The organism is Streptomyces sp. NPDC019937, from assembly GCF_040631655.1.
Lineage (GTDB): Bacteria > Actinomycetota > Actinomycetes > Streptomycetales > Streptomycetaceae > Streptomyces.
Genome location: NZ_JBEYAL010000013.1, coordinates 198992 through 214156 on the forward strand (window position 1 = coordinate 198992; position 15165 = coordinate 214156).

9 protein-coding genes are annotated in these 15165 nt (G+C 73.3%); 5 read left to right on the forward strand and 4 right to left on the reverse strand.

What is annotated here, in order from left to right:
- Window positions 1-7: 7 nt before the first annotated feature.
- The 5 genes from ABZ562_RS15825 (at window position 8) to ABZ562_RS15845 (ending at window position 7521) form a co-directional block, all read left to right on the forward strand.
- Window positions 8-3127 (forward strand): type I polyketide synthase, encoded by a 3120-nt coding sequence (locus tag ABZ562_RS15825; RefSeq protein ID WP_361478841.1) that lies wholly within the window; start codon window positions 8-10, stop codon window positions 3125-3127.
- A gap of 229 nt (window positions 3128-3356) precedes the next feature.
- Window positions 3357-4271 carry an ABC transporter ATP-binding protein gene (locus ABZ562_RS15830; protein WP_361478844.1) on the forward strand — a complete coding sequence of 305 codons (915 nt, stop codon included), beginning with the start codon at window positions 3357-3359 and terminating at the stop codon, window positions 4269-4271.
- Window positions 4271-5110, forward strand: a complete 840-nt coding sequence (locus ABZ562_RS15835; RefSeq protein ID WP_361478847.1) for an ABC transporter permease subunit — start codon at window positions 4271-4273, stop codon at window positions 5108-5110. Before ABZ562_RS15830 ends, ABZ562_RS15835 begins: the two co-directional genes overlap by 1 nt.
- Window positions 5111-5224: 114 nt before the next feature.
- Entirely contained in the window at window positions 5225-5974 is a 750-nt protein-coding gene (locus tag ABZ562_RS15840) for a response regulator transcription factor (protein WP_361478850.1), read from the forward strand.
- The gene (locus ABZ562_RS15845) at window positions 5971-7521 is read left to right on the forward strand and encodes a HAMP domain-containing sensor histidine kinase (RefSeq protein ID WP_361478853.1); all 1551 of its coding nucleotides are present in this window, start codon (window positions 5971-5973) and stop codon (window positions 7519-7521) included. Before ABZ562_RS15840 ends, ABZ562_RS15845 begins: the two co-directional genes overlap by 4 nt.
- Here the strand turns inward: ABZ562_RS15845 and thiO are convergent.
- The 4 genes from thiO to ABZ562_RS15865 form a co-directional block, all read right to left on the reverse strand.
- Entirely contained in the window at window positions 7490-8587 is a 1098-nt protein-coding gene (gene thiO / locus ABZ562_RS15850; RefSeq protein WP_361478856.1) for a glycine oxidase ThiO, read from the reverse strand. The two genes, ABZ562_RS15845 and thiO, sit on opposite strands and share 32 nt — an antisense overlap.
- On the reverse strand, window positions 8584-10677 hold the full coding sequence (locus tag ABZ562_RS15855) for a type I polyketide synthase (RefSeq protein WP_361478859.1): 2094 nt from the start codon (window positions 10675-10677) through the stop codon (window positions 8584-8586). Before ABZ562_RS15855 ends, thiO begins: the two co-directional genes overlap by 4 nt.
- Window positions 10678-10705: 28 nt before the next feature.
- The gene (locus tag ABZ562_RS15860) at window positions 10706-11281 is read right to left on the reverse strand and encodes an FcoT family thioesterase (RefSeq protein WP_361478862.1); all 576 of its coding nucleotides are present in this window, start codon (window positions 11279-11281) and stop codon (window positions 10706-10708) included.
- Window positions 11278-15165 (reverse strand): type I polyketide synthase (locus ABZ562_RS15865; protein ID WP_361478865.1); only part of this gene is annotated, 3888 nt, incomplete at its 5' end. The genes ABZ562_RS15865 and ABZ562_RS15860, both read right to left, overlap by 4 nt.

Consider the following 15165-nt stretch of genomic DNA (forward strand, 5'->3'; position numbering starts at 1 on the left):
TCGCATCATGAACGAGGACAAGCTGCGCGACTATCTGAAGCGGGTGACCGCCGACCTCCAGCGCACCCGCCAGCGGCTGGCCGAGACGGAGTCACGGGCCCGCGAGCCGATCGCGGTCGTGGGCATGGCCTGCCGGTTCCCCGGCGGCGCCACCACGCCCGAGGGGCTGTGGGAGCTGGTGTCCGAGGGGCGTGACGCGGTGGGGCCGTTCCCGGACAACCGCGGCTGGGATCTGGACGGCCTGTACGACCCGGATCCCGACGCCACGGGAAAGACCTACGCCCGCGAGGGCGGCTTCCTCTACGACGCCGACCGCTTCGACCCCGAGTTCTTCGGCATCAGCCCCCGAGAGGCCCTCGCGCTCGACCCCCAGCAGCGGCTGCTCCTGGAAACCAGCTGGGAGTGTGTGGAGAGCGCCGGGCTGTCCCCGGGTGAGCTGCGCGGCAGCCGTACCGGGGTGTTCAGCGGGGTGTCCGGGCACGAGTACGCCTCGCTCATCCACCGGGGCCCGGAGGATGTCGAGGGCCATCTGCTGACGGGCACCACCCTGAGCGTGGCGTCCGGGCGGATCGCGTACACGCTCGGTCTGGAGGGCCCGGCGGTCACCGTGGACACCGCGTGCTCCTCGTCGCTGGTGGCTCTCCACATGGCCTGTCAGTCGCTGCGGAACGACGAGTCGGCCATGGCGCTGGCCGGTGGCGCCGCGGTGATGCCGACGCCGGGCATGTTCGTGGAGTTCAGCCGCCAGCGCGGGCTGGCCGCCGACGGCCGGTGCAAGTCGTTCGCGGCCGCCGCCGACGGCACCACCTGGGCCGAGGGTGCCGGCACGATCCTGCTGGAACGGCTGTCCGACGCCCAGGCCAACGGCCACCCCGTCCTGGCCGTCATACGGGGCTCGGCGGTCAACCAGGACGGCAAGAGCAGCCAGTTGAGCGCGCCCAACGGCCCAGCTCAGCAGCGGGTCATCCACGCCGCCCTCGCAAGCGCCGGGCTCACCCCCGACCAGGTGGACGCGGTGGAGGGCCACGGCACCGGCACCACGCTCGGCGACCCCATCGAGGCACAGGCCCTGCTCGCCACCTACGGCCAGGACCGCGACGAGCCGCTGTGGCTGGGCTCCTTCAAGTCCAACATCGGCCACGCACAGGCCGCCGCGGGCATCGGCGGCGTCATCAAGATGATCCAGGCCATACGCCACGCCACCCTGCCCAAGACCCTCCACGTGGATCAGCCCAGCCCGCACATCGACTGGACCACCGGCAGCGTCCAGCTGCTCACCGAGGCCCGGCCCTGGCCGGAGACCGACCACCCCCGCCGGGCCGCCGTGTCCTCCTTCGGCATCAGCGGCACCAACGCCCACCTCATCCTCGAACAAGCCCCCGCCACACCCACGCCGGAACCCACGGCGAACACCACCACGGTCCCCTGGCTGCTCTCCGCCAAGACCGAACAGACCCTCCGCGACCAGGCGCAGCGCCTCTTCGACCACATCACCGAACACCCGACCCTCCACCCCACCGACATCGCCCGCACCCTGGCCACGGCCCGCGCCACCTTCGAGCACCAGGCCGCCGTGGTCGGTGCCACGCGCGACGAACTCCTGGCCCATCTCCACACCCTCGCCCAGGACCCCGCCCCCGCCACCCTCCCCAGCCGGCCCCGCACCACGAAGGTGGCCTTCCTCTTCACCGGCCAGGGCGCCCAGCACCCGGGCATGGGCCGACAGCTCTACGACACCTACCCCACCTACCGCGAGGCGTTCGACGCGGTCTGCGCCACCCTCGACCGCCACCTCGGCGGCGAACACCCCCTCAGGGACGTCGTCTTCGCGGACGACCCCACGCTCCTGAACCGGACCCGCTACACCCAGCCCGGCCTGTTCGCGCTCCAGACCGCCCTCACCCGGCTCCTCGCCGAGGACTTCGGCATCACCCCCAGCCATCTCATCGGCCACTCCATCGGTGAGATCGCCGCCGCCCACACCGCGGGCGTCCTCTCCCTGGACGACGCCTGCCGCCTGGTGGCGGCCCGTGGCACCCTGATGCAGGCCCTGCCCCCGGGCGGCGCCATGGTCGCCGTCGAGGCGACCGAGGACGAGGTCACTCCTCTCCTCACCGAACGCGTCGGCATCGCGGCTGTCAACGGGCCCCGCGCGGTCGTCGTCTCCGGCGACGAGACCGACGTCACCGCCATCGCCGCGGAGTTCTCCGGCCAAGGGCGGCGCACCCGCCGCCTCACCGTCAGCCACGCCTTCCACTCGCCCCATATGGAGCCCATCCTCGACGACTTCCGCCAGGTCGCCGAGACCCTGCGGTACGACGCGCCCCGCATCCCCCTCATCTCCACCGTCACCGGCCGCGCCGCCACCGGCTCCGACGCCACCGGCGCCGCGTACTGGACCGAGCACATCCGCGGCACCACCCGCTTCCACGACGGCCTCACCGCGCTCCACGGCCTCGGCGTCACCACCTGTCTGGAGATCGGCCCCGACGCCGTGCTCACCGCGCTCACCCGCGAGGCGCTGCCCGAGGCCGCCGCCGTACCGCTGTTGCGCCCCCGCCACCACGAGCCGACCAGCCTGGTCACCGGGCTGGCCCAGGCCCACGCCTGCGGGGTCGCCGTCGACTGGAAGGGGTTCCTGGCCGGGCACGGGGCCCGGGTCGTCCCGTTGCCCACGTACGCCTTCCAGCGGCGCCGCTACTGGCTCGACACCCCCGAGCCCGCCGGTTCACCCGCGGGCCTGGGCCTGGAGCCCGCCTCACACCCGCTGCTGGCCACGGCCACCGAACTCCCCGACGGCAGCCATCTGTTCACGGGCCGGGTGACGCTGGCCGACCACGCCTGGCTCGGCGACCACATCGTCATGGGGACCGTCATCCTCCCCGGCACCGCCTTCGTCGAGCTGGCGTTCCACGCCGCGCGGACGGTGGGGATCGACGAGATAGCGGAACTCGTCCTGAACGCCCCCGTCACCTTCGGCGCCCGGGGCGCCGCACTGCTCCAGGTCATCGTCGGGCCCGAGGACCCGGCCACGGGCCGCACCCTGACCATCAGGTCCCGCTCGGAGGAGGATCACTCCTGGACCGAGAACGCCACCGGCCACCTGAGCGTCCCCGTGCCGGTCTGACCGGCAGGGAGAGCCCTGGGTGTTTCCTGGGAATTTCCTGGACGTGTCCACCTGCACCGCCGCCGCTACCCGGGCTCGCTCGCGATGCGGTGGTGCCCGGCGGCCGGGCGTCCAGCCGACTCCCAGGAAGCGTTCAGACCCGAGTGACATGGGTGTGCCACGGTGCGGCCATGCACACATACAGGGTCGGCCCCACGGCCGAGGGCAGCTACGCCGTGGAGGCCGACGGATGATCGAAGTGAAGGATCTGACCAAGCAGTACGGGGACAAGGTCGCTGTCGACCATCTGAGCTTCACGGTCAAATCCGGTATGGTGACCGGCTTCCTGGGCCCCAATGGCGCGGGCAAGACCACCACGATGCGCATGATCCTTGGGCTGGACACTCCGACATCCGGCACCGCGACCGTCGCCGGCCGGCGCTATGGGGATCTTCCCGAGCCGATGCGTTCGCTCGGCGCCCTGCTGGACGCCAAGGCGGTGCATCCGAGCCGGACGGCCCGTAACCATCTGCGGTGCCTGGCCCTCAGCAACGGTCTGCCGACGCGGCGGGTGGACGAGGTGCTGGGGCAGGTGGGGCTGCTGGGTGTCGCCGGCAAACGCGCCGGACAGTTCTCCCTCGGTATGAGTCAGCGGCTCGGTATCGCCGGGGCCCTGCTCGGCGATCCGGAACTGCTGATGTTCGACGAGCCGGTGAACGGTCTCGACCCCGAGGGTATCCGCTGGATCAGGCAGCTCATGAAGCGGCTGGCCGACGAGGGGCGCACCATTCTGGTGTCGAGCCATCTGATGAGCGAGATGGCGTTGACCGCCGACCATCTGATCGTGATCGGTCGCGGCAGGCTGGTCGCGGATACGAGCCTGCACGATTTCGTCGAGGCGAGTTCGGAGCGGACGGTCCTCGTCCGCACCCCGTCCAAGGACAAGTTCGCCGAGGTGTTGCGGAGGAACGGAGCGACCGTACGCGTCGAATCGGACGGCGATCTCATCGTGTCCGGGATGGAGAGCCTGGAGATCAGCGGGCTGGCCCTCGCGGACGGCGTTCCGCTGGCCGAGTTGACGCCCCGGCGCACCTCCCTGGAGGACGCGTTCATGGAGCTCACCCGCGACGACGTCGAGTACAACGTGGCAGAAGGAGCGGCCTGATGAGTGTCACCGCCGAGGCGACGACGTCCCGGCTCCGGCCGGACGCGGGCCCCTCCCGTCCGTACCGGGTGACCGATGCGCTGCGGTCCGAGTGGATGAAGATCCGCACCCTGCGGTCCACCGCCTACAGCCTGCTGGTCACGATCGGCCTGGGCGTCGGACTCGGCCTGCTGTTCTCGGCGGCGGGCGCGGCGAGGTACGACGCGGGCACCGCCGCGGACCGTGCGGCGTTCGATCCGACGGCCGCCAGCGTCAAGAGCTACATCCTCGCCCAGCTGCCCCTTGGCCAACTCGGTGTCCTCACCGTCACGTCCGAGTACGCCACCGGCATGATCCGGACGAGCCTCACCTCGGTGCCGCGCAGGACCCGGCTGCTCGCGGCCAAGGCCGCGGTGTTCGCCGTGGTGGCGCTCGTCGTCGGCCAGGTGGTCGGGTTCGCGGCGTTCCTCGTCGGCCAGCCGGTCCTGGGGGCAAAGGGCGTGCCGAACGCCTCCCTCGGCGATCCGGGTGTGTTCCGCGCGGTGATCGGCTGTGGCCTGTATCTGGCCGCCATCGGTCTTCTGGGAGTCGCCCTCGGCACTCTGTTGCGGGCCACGGCGGGGGCGCTGGCGGTGCTTGTGTCCACCACCTTACTCATTCCGGTGATCTCGACCGCGTTCCCGGAGTCGTGGGCGGACGTCGTGGCCACGTGGTGGCCGACGAACGCGGGCAGCCAGATCATGGCGGTGCGTACCGATCCGGACAGGCTCGGCCCATGGGCGGGGTACGGTGTGCTGTTGGCGTCCGTCGCGGTGGTCGTGACGATGGCGTTCGTCGTCTTCCGCAGGCGCGACGTGTAGCCACGACGTGTTGGCCGGATCGGTAGCGAACGGGCCGCTGAGGATGACACGTTCCTCATGAGGCTCACGGGCATCACGCAGCTCACGGGCGTTGAACCACCGGGGGGTTGGGGAATGGCATCGGGACGGCAGTCCGAACACCGCCGGGGGCGGTCCGCAGAGGGAGTCCTGCTCGTGGTGGAGGACGAGCCGACGCTCCGTGAGCTGCTGTCCGCGAGCCTGCGCTTCTCCGGATTCGAGGTGGCGTCGGCGGCCACCGGCGAAGAGGCGCTGGCCCTCGCCGTCCGGGAGCGCCCGGATCTCGTCGTCCTGGACGTCATGCTGCCCGACATGGACGGCTTCGAGGTACTGCGGTCGCTGCGTGAGCGGGCGACGGGTCCGGTGGGCGGCGGTTCGGGCGATATCCCGGTGCTGTTCCTCACCGCCCGCAACGACCCGGAGGACAAGGTCAACGGGCTGACCATCGGCGGGGACGACTATGTCACCAAGCCGTTCCGGCTCGAGGAGCTGATCGCCCGGATCCGGGCGATCCTGCGCCGGGCGCACGGCAGGCCCCGGGAGGGCGTCCTGTGCGTCGCCGACCTCGAAATCGATGTGGACGCACATCTGGTGACGCGCGCCGGGCAGCCCGTGGAGCTGTCGCCGACCGAGTTCAGACTGCTGCGGTATCTGGCCGAGCACAAGGACCAGGCACTGGAGAAGACCAAGATTCTCAACGATGTGTGGCAGTACGACTTCGGCGGCGACTCCGGCATCGTGGAGTCGTACATCAGCTATTTGAGGCGCAAGGTGGACCACGTCGAGCCCAAACTCATCCACACCGTCCGTGGGGTCGGCTACGCGCTGCGCAGTCCGCGGTCATGACCGTCGGCGATCGGTCCGTCAGCCGGCCGCACCTGCATCGCCTCCTCACCCGCAGATCCCTGCGGGCCAGGGTCCTGCTGCTCACGGTGTGCCTGCTCGCCGCCGGGCTGCTCGTCGGCAACGCCTTCGTCCTCGCGTCCCTGCGCGGACCACTCGTCGACCGCGTGGACGACCAGCTCGGTTCGACCGGCCAGTTGATGGCCGCGGTGTCGCCCGGGACGCTGAAGGCCCTCCAGCAGGGGCAGGGCAGGCCGCTCTCCCTCGACCTCGTCGACGACCTGTATGTGGCCTACGTGTCCCCCACCGGCCATGTCGGCAGGACCACCCGGGCCGGTTCTCATCAGCAGGGCCCGCCACCGGCCCTCCCCTCGCCCGGCTCCGAGGACGCGTCGGCCCGGTCGGGCCGACCGTTCGACACCACCGCTCCCGACGGGCGTGTCTGGCGGACGATGAGCCTGCCCCGCACGACGGGCGACGGATCCAGCGTGGTCGTCGCCGCGTCGCTGAGCGAGGTCGACGGCACCGTGGACCGGGTACGCAGAAGCTGTCTCCTCATCTTCGCGGTGACGCTCGCACTGCTCACCCTGCTCGGCTACTTCGCGGTCGCGGCCGGGCTCCAGCCACTGCGGCGCATCGAGGAGACGTCCGCCGCGATCGCGGACGGCGACCTCTCGCGCCGGGTGCCCGACACCGCCCCGCCGAGTACCGAGATCGGACGGCTGAGCGCCGCCTTGAACGGCATGCTCGCCCGGATCGAGGCCGCCGTGGCTGCACAGGCGGCGTCGGAGGCAAAGATGCGGCAATTCGTCGCCGACGCGAGCCATGAGCTGCGGACCCCACTGACGGGCATCAGAGGACTGGCCGAGCTCTACCGCATGGGCGCCCTGCCCGAGCGCGCCGATGTGGACCGCACCATGGACCGCGTCGAACGCGAGGCGGTGCGACTGTCCGGGCTGGTCGAGGATCTGCTGCTGCTCGCCCAGATCGACGAGCAGGCCGCCCCGGGACGGCTGGGGTTGCGGACGGCCCCCCTGGATCTGCGCGCGCTGGCCGCCGACGCCCTTCACGATCTGCGCGCGCTCGCCCCGTCCCGCGACGTCCGCCTCACCGGCCCGGGCGGCGGTCCGCCCGGGCCGGCCCCGGCGCTCGGTGACGAACGGCGACTGCGTCAGGTCGTCACCAATCTGATCGGAAACGCCGTGGCGCACACCCCCGAGGGCACGCCCGTGCGCCTGGGCGTCGGCACGGTGAACGGTCGGGCCGTACTCGAAGTGGAGGACAGCGGACCGGGGTTGACGGAGGAGCAGAGCCAACGGGTATTCGAGCGGTTCTACCGGGCCGACAGTTCGCGTAGCCGTGCCTCCGGCGGCGGGGCGGGCCTGGGACTGGCCATCGCGCAGTCACTGGCCCATGCCCATGGCGGACGGCTGGAGCTGACTTCCGTCGAAGGACAGGGGGCGGTCTTCCGTCTCACACTGCCGCTGCCCGCCGCGGGCACCGACGCCGGTGGCCTGATCAGGCCGCGCCTCCCAGACGCAGCGGGGTGAACGGCAGCGCCGAGGCGTGCGGGGCGGTGCCGGTGAGGTAGGCGGACATGACCTCGGCCGTGATGGGGGCGAGCTGGACGCCCATGCGGAAGTGGCCGGCGGCCAGGTAGACATCGGGGACGGAGGTCGGGCCGATCAGCGGGAGTTCGTCGGGCGAGGCGGGGCGCAGGCCCGCGGTGATCTCGGCGAAGCGCAGGGCGCCGACGCCGGGGATGACCTCGGCGGCGCGGGCCAGCAGGCCGCGGGCGCCGTCGGCGGTCACGGTCTCGTCGTAGCCCCGCTCCTCGTAGGTGGCGCCGACGACGAGTTCGCCGTCCAGCCGGGGCACCAGGTAGAGCGACCCGCCCTTGGAGAGGGCGCGGGACGTCACCCCCAGCAGCGGCGGGTCGGAGTGCAGCCGCAGGATCTGGCCCTTGACGGGACGGATCACCGGGATGGCCTCCTCGGGGAGGCCCCCGATGTGGTGGGTCCAGCAGCCGGCGGCCAGGACGACGCGGTCGAAGGTGACCGCGTCGCCGTTGTCGAGGGTGACGGTGTGGTTCGCGACCCGGATGGCGCGGCGGCGGATGACGGTGCCGCCGAGTGCTTCGATGGCCGTGAGCAGCGCCGCGTTGAAGGTGCGCGGGTCGACGGCGCCGTCGTCGGGGGCCAGCAGGCCGCCGAGGGCGGGGGCGAAGGCGGGCTGGACGGTGCCACACTCCTCGGGTGTGAGGCGTTCGGAGCGGATGCCCAGCGACTCCCGGAAGGACTCCTGGAAGTCGAGGACGCGCAGGGCGTCGTCGTCGAAGGCGGCGTCCAGGACGCCGTCGCGCCGGAAACCGGAGGGGGCGAACTCCTCCAGCTCGGCGGCGTAGGACGGCCAGAGGTCCCGGGAGGCCAGGCACAGCCGCAGCAGGTCGTTCTCGCCGTCGATCTGCTCGCTGCTGGGCGGGAGCATGCCCGCCGACGCGTGGGACGCCTTGGTGGCGGGGGCCGGGTCGATCACGGTGACGGTGGCGCCGTGGCGCAGGGTCCGCCAGGCGGTGGCGAGGCCGATGATGCCTCCGCCGATGACAACGGTGTTCATGATGCGCTCTCCTGGAGGAGTCGCCGCAGATGCGAGGCGAGGTCCGCGGGTGTCGGATGGTCGAAGGTGAGGGTCGCGGGCAGCCGCAGACCGGTGCCGGCGGACAGCCGGCGGCTGAGTTCGAGGTTGCCGATGGAGTCCAGGCCGACGGTGTGGAACTCCCGGCCGGGGTCGATGTCGTCGGGGGTGTCGTAGCCGAGGACGGCGGCGGCCGCGGTACGGACGAACTCCAGGGCAGCGGCGTCGTGTTCGGCCTCGGGCAGGTCCGCCAGCCGGGCCCGCAGGGTGCCGGCCGCGGTGGGCCGGGGCGCCGAGGCGGGCGCCAGGTCGGCCAGGACGGGCGGGACGTCCCCGGTGAGGGCCGACTCGTTCAGCCGTACGGGCGCGAGAACGGCCTCGTCCCCGGCGAGGGCGGCGTCGAAGAGGGTCAGGCCCTGGTCGTGGCCGAGCGGGGCGAAACCGGAGCGCCTGATGCGGGTGAGGTCGGCGGTGGACAGCTCGGAGCCCATGCCGTCCTCGCTCTCCCACAGGCCCCAGGCGAGCGAGACGCCGTGCAGGCCGAGGGTGCGGCGGTGGTGGACGAGCGCGTCGAGGACGGCGTTGGCGGCGGCGTAGTTGCCCTGCCCCGCGTTGCCGGTCAGCCCGGCGACGGACGAGAACACCACGAACGCGCAGTCCGGGTCCCGGATGAGGTCGTGCAGATGGAGCGCGGCGTCGACCTTGGGGCGCAGCACCGTATCGAGCCTGCGCGGCGTCAGGGTGTCGACCGTGGCGTCGGACAGCACGCCCGCGGTGTGGATGACGGCGGAGGGTGCGGGAAGGTCCGCCAGGGCGCGTTCCAGTGCCGGGCGGTCGGCGGTGTCGCAGGCGATCACCTCGACGCGGGCGCCGAGCGCGGTGAGGTCGGCGGTCAGATCCTCGGCGCCGGGCGCGTCCGGGCCGCGGCGGCTGAGCAGCACCAGGTGGCGCACGGCGTGGCGGGTGACCAGGTGCCGGGCGATCAGGCGGCCCAGCGCGCCGGTACCGCCGGTGATGACGACGGTGCCCGTGAGGCTGTCGCGGCCCGGCGGTGGCGGGCAGCGGACGAGGCGCGGCCGGAACAGGGCGCCGTGGCGCACGGCGAGTTGCGGTTCGCCGGAGGCCACGGCGGCGAGGAGGGCGCGGCCCGAGTCCTCGGGGTCGTCGACGTCGATCAGGACGAAGCGGCCGGGGTGTTCGGACTGGGCGCTGCGCAGCAGCCCCCACACGGCCGCGCCGGGCAGGTCGGACAGGTCCTCCTGGGGGCGGGTCGCGAGGGCGCCGCTGCTGACCAGGACGAGGCGGGCGTCGGCGAGGCGTTCGTCGGCCGACCACTCCTGGACGAGCATCAGGGCGCGCTGGGCAGCCGAGCGGACCGGGGAGTCCTGGTCGGTGCAGGAGACCACGACCACGTCGGGGACGCGGGCGCCTTCGCGGAGCGCGGAGTCGAGGGCGGCCAGCGAGGGGTAGGAGTCGAAGGAGCGGCGGATGGACTTCAGGGCGCCGGTGACGCCGATGTGGTCGGTGCCCAGGAACGCCCAGCGCCGCTGGTCGGCGGGGACGGACGGCTGCTCGACGGCCTTCCAGGCGACGCGCAGCAGCTGGGTGCGCTGCGCGGCGGCAGCGAGCTGGTCGGCGGTGACGGGGCGTCTGACGAGGCTCTTGACCGTGACGACCGGTTCACCGTCGTCGCCGGTGAGGGCGAGGGACACGCCGCCCTCGCCGGGCCGGGCGTGGACGCCCAGCCGCCGCGCGCCCGGCTTGTGGAGGCGCACTCCGCGCAGGGCGAAGGGCAGGAAGGTGTCGTCGTCGCGGTCGAGGCCGGGGACCAGCGCGGCCTGCAGGGCGGCGTCGAACAGCGCCGGGTGCAGGTGGTAGTCGCCCTCGCCGCCGGACGCGGCGCCGTCGAGCCGGGCCTCGGCGTAGACCTCGTCGCCGTCCGCCCACACGGCGCGCAGGCCCCGGAAGGCGGGCCCGTACGGGAGGCCGCGGTCGGCGAGACGGCGGTAGATGTGTGCGATGTCGACCTGCCGGGCTTCCTGGGGAAGCTCCGGCCGTTCCGGGTTGCTCATGGTCGCTTCCTCCGCGGGGCCGGGCGGGTCAGTTTTCGGGCGGGTTGGTGATGGCGGCGGCGATCTCACCGTGGCTCTCGCCGCCCTGCTCGTCCCAGTAGCGGCAGCGGGTCCGCAGCATCACCAGGGCGTCGCGCAGGTCGTTGGCGTCCCATTCGGCGATGTCGGCGATCTCGATCTCGCCCCGGAAGTGGCGGCCGCTCATGGCGGTGCGGAAGGTGCTCTTGAAGTCGGTGATGAACACGTCCGCGAGCTGCCGGGTCCAGAACTGCTCCAGCGTCCACCGGGAGAAGGGCGCGACGAGCGATTCCTTCACCGACTTGGCCATCAGGTAGTAGGCCATCTGGTTGAAGCAGATGTTGAACTCGACCGAGTTGAAGTGCCCGGTGTCGTCGATGTAGCAGGACTCGGGGATCAGGAAGGTGCAGGCGGCGCCGAGCCGTCCGCCGTCGAGGGGGTCGCCCGCCACCGTGACCGTGGCCGAGGTGAGGTATTCGCACCGCTTGGCCCGGTAGGGGGTGAGCACGCGGTGCAGCAGTTCCTCGTCGGTGGGGTAGACGCGCTGGTCGGTGTCGTCGAGCGTGCCGTCGAGCAGCCGGGTCATGTCGGGTCTCCTGATCGTTGCGCGGTGCGGAGGAGTTCGGCGAGGCTCATGTTCTGGATGGCCGCGGTGCGGTCCTCGGTGTCCGGGCCGGCCTCCGGGCCGTCCGGTGTGGATTCCGGCTCGCTGAGGCCCAGTTCGTCCAGCAGGTGGCGGGTGAGGACGAGCGCGGTCGGGTGGTCGAAGACGAGCGTCGCGGACAGGCGCTCCCCGACGGCCTCGCCGAGGGCGTTGCGGAACCGCACGGCGGCGAGGGAGTCGAAGCCCATGTCGCGGAACGACCGCTCGGCGTCGACCTCGTCGGCGCCGGCGAAGCCGAGGGTGGCGGCGGCCTGGGTGCGGACCACGTCGAGCAGTGCCTGTTCCCGGCGGGCGGGCGTCAGCCGGACCAGCCGGTCGCGCAGGCTCTCGGCGGGTTCGGGGAGGGACGCGACGGGGTCGACGGCGCGGCGCGCCGGGCCGCGTACCAGGTCGCGCATCAGGTACGGCACCTCGGAGCGGCGCTGCCCGGTCAGGTCGAGCCGTACGGGCGCCAGGAACGCCCGGTCGAGCGCCCCGGCGGCGTCCAGCAGCGCCATGCCGTCGCCGGAGGCGATGGGCAGCACGCCGTCGCGTCGCATGCCTGCGATGTCGGCGGCGTCCAGCGCGCCGGTCATGCCGCTGGCCGCCTCCCACAGTCCCCAGGCCAGCGACTGCGCGGGCAGCCCGTGGGCGCGGCGGTGTGCGGCGAGGCCGTCGAGGAAGGCGTTGGCGGCGGCGTAGTTGCCCTGCCCGGCGCCTCCGGTCACGCCCGCGGCGGACGAGAACAGCACGAACGCCGAGAGGTCCTGGTCCGCGGTGAGTTCATGGAGGTTCAGCGCCGCGTCGACCTTGGGGCGCATCACCGCGGCCAGCTTCTCCGGCGTCAGGGAGGAGATGATCCCGTCGTCGAGGACGCCCGCGGTGTGCACGACTCCGGCGAGCGTACGGCCCGCCAGCACGGCCGCCAGCGCGTCCCGGTCGGCGGCGTCGCAGGCGGCCACCTCGACGCGGGCGCCGAGCGCGATGAGGTCGGCGGCCAGGGCGTCGGCGCCGGGCGCGGCGGGGCCTCGGCGGCTGGTGAGCAGCAGGTCGGTGACGCCGTGGGCGGTGACCAGGTGGCGGGCGACCAGGCCGCCCAGGGTGCCGGTGCCACCGGTGATCAGCACGGTGCCGGTCCGGTCGCCGAAGACGGTGGCGGGAGCGCCGGGCCGGTCCACGGTGACACGGGTCAGGCGCGGCCGGTGGAGGGTGCCGGAGCGCAGCGCGAGCTGCGCCTCACCGGTGGCCACCGCCGCGCCGAGGTCGGCCTCGGTGGGCTCGGCGCCGGTGTCGGCCGGGTCGAGGTCGATGAGGACGACGCGCCCGGGGTTCTCCGTCTGGGCGCTGCGGACCAGCCCCCAGACCGCGGCTCCGGCGAGGTCGGTGACGTCCTCGCCGTCCACGGACACCGCTCCCCGGGTGACGACGGCCAGCGTGGTGTCGTCGTCCCGTTCCTCCTCCAGCCAGGACCGGAGCACGCCCAGCGCCGCCGCGACCTGGGCGTGTACGGCCTCAGTGGTCGTGCCGCCCGCGCAGCGGTGCACGACCACCCCGGACGGGGCGGCCTCATGCGCCACGGCGGGCGCCCAGGCGAGTTCGAACAGCGCGTCGTGGGACGCGGCCGCCGGTGCGAGGCCGGTGGCCATCGGGCGCAGTACGAGCGAGTCCACGGACGCGACGGGGCGGCCCGCGGTGTCGGTGAGGCGCAGCGCCACCTCGTCCTCGCCCAGCCGGGTCATCCGCAGCCGGAGCGCCGCGGCACCGGAGGCGTGCAGGTCGACTCGCGTCCAGGCGAACGGCAAGGTGACCCGCCCGGCGTCGGTGGCGAGCAGCGCGGTGGCGTGCAGGGCCGCGTCGAGCGCGGCCGGGTGCAGCCCGAACCGCGGGGCCTCGGCGGCGGCCTGCTCGGGCAGCGCGATGTCCGCGTACACCTCGTCGCCGGACCGCCAGGCCGCGCGCAGCCCCTGGAAGACGGGCCCGTAGACGGGACCGTCTGCGGAGGGCGGCTCGTAGAAGCCGGTCAGGTCGACGGGTTCGGCGCCCGGTGGCGGCCAGGGCGCGGGGTCGGGCGCCGGTTCCGGTGCGGCGTCGGCGAGGGTGCCCTGGGCGTGGCGGGTCCAGGCGGCGTCGGCGGACGCGTCGTCGGGCCGCGAGTGGAGGGACACGGTGCGCAGGTCCGGGCCGATGACGACCTGGATGGCCACGCCGCCGCGCTCCGGCAGGGCGAGGGGGGCCTCCAGCGTCAGCTCCTCCACGCGTCCCCGGCCCACCTCGTCACCGGCGCGGACGGCCAGTTCCACGAAGCCCGAGCCGGGGAAGAGGACCGTGCCGGCGACGGCGTGGTCGGCCAGCCACGGCTGGGCGGAGCGCGACAGCCGTCCGGTGAGCAGCACTCCCCCGGCCCCGGCGACCGGCACCGCCGCGCCGAGCAGCGGGTGATCGGTGGACAGCTGGCCGACGCCCCGCGCGTCGCCGGTGCGTTCGGGCACGGGCAGCCAGTACCGCTTGCGCTGGAAGGGGTACGTGGGCAGGTCGACGCGCCGGGCGCCGGTCCCGGCGAACTGGGTTTCCCAGTCGACGGTGGCGCCCCGTACGTACGCCTCGGCCAGCGAGGTGAGGAATTCGCGCGGGCCCCCCGCCTCGCGGCGCAGGGTGCCGACGAGGGTGGCGGGCACCGCGGCCGATTCGGCGGTCTCGCCGAGCCCGGCCAGCAGCCCCGGATGCGGGCTGGATTCGACGAAGATCTCGAAGCCGTCGGCCAGCAGCGCGCGCGTCGTCTCCTCGAACCGGACGGTCTGCCGCAGGTTGGTGTACCAGTACGCGGCGTCCAGTCCCTCGGTGTCCAGCTGCTCGGCGGTGACGGTGGAGTAGAACGGGATGGCCGAGGTGCGCGGGGTCAGGCCGGTCAGCTCGGCGAGCAGCCGGTCGCGGATCTCCTCCACGAACACCGAGTGGGAGGCGTAGTCCACGCGGATGCGGCGGGTCTGGACGCCCTCGGCGTCCAGCCGGTCCCGCAGCTCGTCCAGGGCCCGCGGGTCGCCGCAGACGACGACGGAGGCGGGGCCGTTGACGACGGCGAGCTGGAGGCGGCCGTCCCAGTCGGCCAGATACCCGGCCGTGCGGTCGGCGGACAGGGCCACCGACATCATGCCGCCCCGGCCCGCCAGGTCCTGGCGGATGATCCGGCTGCGCAGGGCGACGACGCGGGCGCCGTCCTCCAACGACAGCGCGCCGGCTACGCAGGCGGCGGCGATCTCGCCCTGGGAGTGGCCGACGACGGCGGCCGGTTCGACCCCGGCGGCGCGCCACGCCTCGGCCAGCGACACCATCAGCGCCCACAGCGCGGGCTGTACGACGTCGACGGCCTCCAGGGGCGGTGCGCCGGGCGCGCCGTGCAGCACGTCGAGCAGGTCCCATTCGACGTACGGTTCCAGGGCCTTGGCGCATTCGCCGAGGCGGGTCGCGAAGGCCGGTGAGTGCTCCAGCAGGTCCACGCCCATGCCGGGCCACTGCGAGCCCTGCCCGGGGAAGACGAACACGGCGCGCGGGTCGCCGCGCCGCACGCCCTGGACGACGGAGGCGGGCGTCTTCCCGGCCGCCACCGCGTCGAGTCCGGCGAGCAGTCCGTCGCGGTCGGCGTCCACGATCACGGCCCGGTGTTCCAGGGCGGCGCGGCCGCGGGCGAGCGAGGCGGCGACGTCGAGGGGGCCGGTGTCCTCGTGTTCGCGCACGTGGGCGGCGATACGGGCGGCCTGGGCGCGCAGCGCCTCGGCGGTGGCCGCGGACACGGTGAGCGGCACGACCGGCGGCGCGGCCGGGGGCCGCTC

What these genes read in the sequence shown, in the direction of transcription:
- ABZ562_RS15845 (WP_361478853.1), top strand. Translation starts at nt 5,971, where the DNA reads ATGACCGTCGGCGATCGGTCCGTCAGCCGGCCGCACCTGCATCGCCTC.
- thiO (WP_361478856.1), bottom strand. Translation starts at nt 8,587, where the DNA reads ATGAACACCGTTGTCATCGGCGGAGGCATCATCGGCCTCGCCACCGCC.
- ABZ562_RS15855 (WP_361478859.1), bottom strand. Translation starts at nt 10,677, where the DNA reads ATGAGCAACCCGGAACGGCCGGAGCTTCCCCAGGAAGCCCGGCAGGTC.
- ABZ562_RS15860 (WP_361478862.1), bottom strand. Translation starts at nt 11,281, where the DNA reads ATGACCCGGCTGCTCGACGGCACGCTCGACGACACCGACCAGCGCGTC.
- ABZ562_RS15840 (WP_361478850.1), top strand. Translation starts at nt 5,225, where the DNA reads ATGGCATCGGGACGGCAGTCCGAACACCGCCGGGGGCGGTCCGCAGAG.
- ABZ562_RS15825 (WP_361478841.1), top strand. Translation starts at nt 8, where the DNA reads ATGAACGAGGACAAGCTGCGCGACTATCTGAAGCGGGTGACCGCCGAC.
- ABZ562_RS15835 (WP_361478847.1), top strand. Translation starts at nt 4,271, where the DNA reads ATGAGTGTCACCGCCGAGGCGACGACGTCCCGGCTCCGGCCGGACGCG.
- ABZ562_RS15830 (WP_361478844.1), top strand. Translation starts at nt 3,357, where the DNA reads ATGATCGAAGTGAAGGATCTGACCAAGCAGTACGGGGACAAGGTCGCT.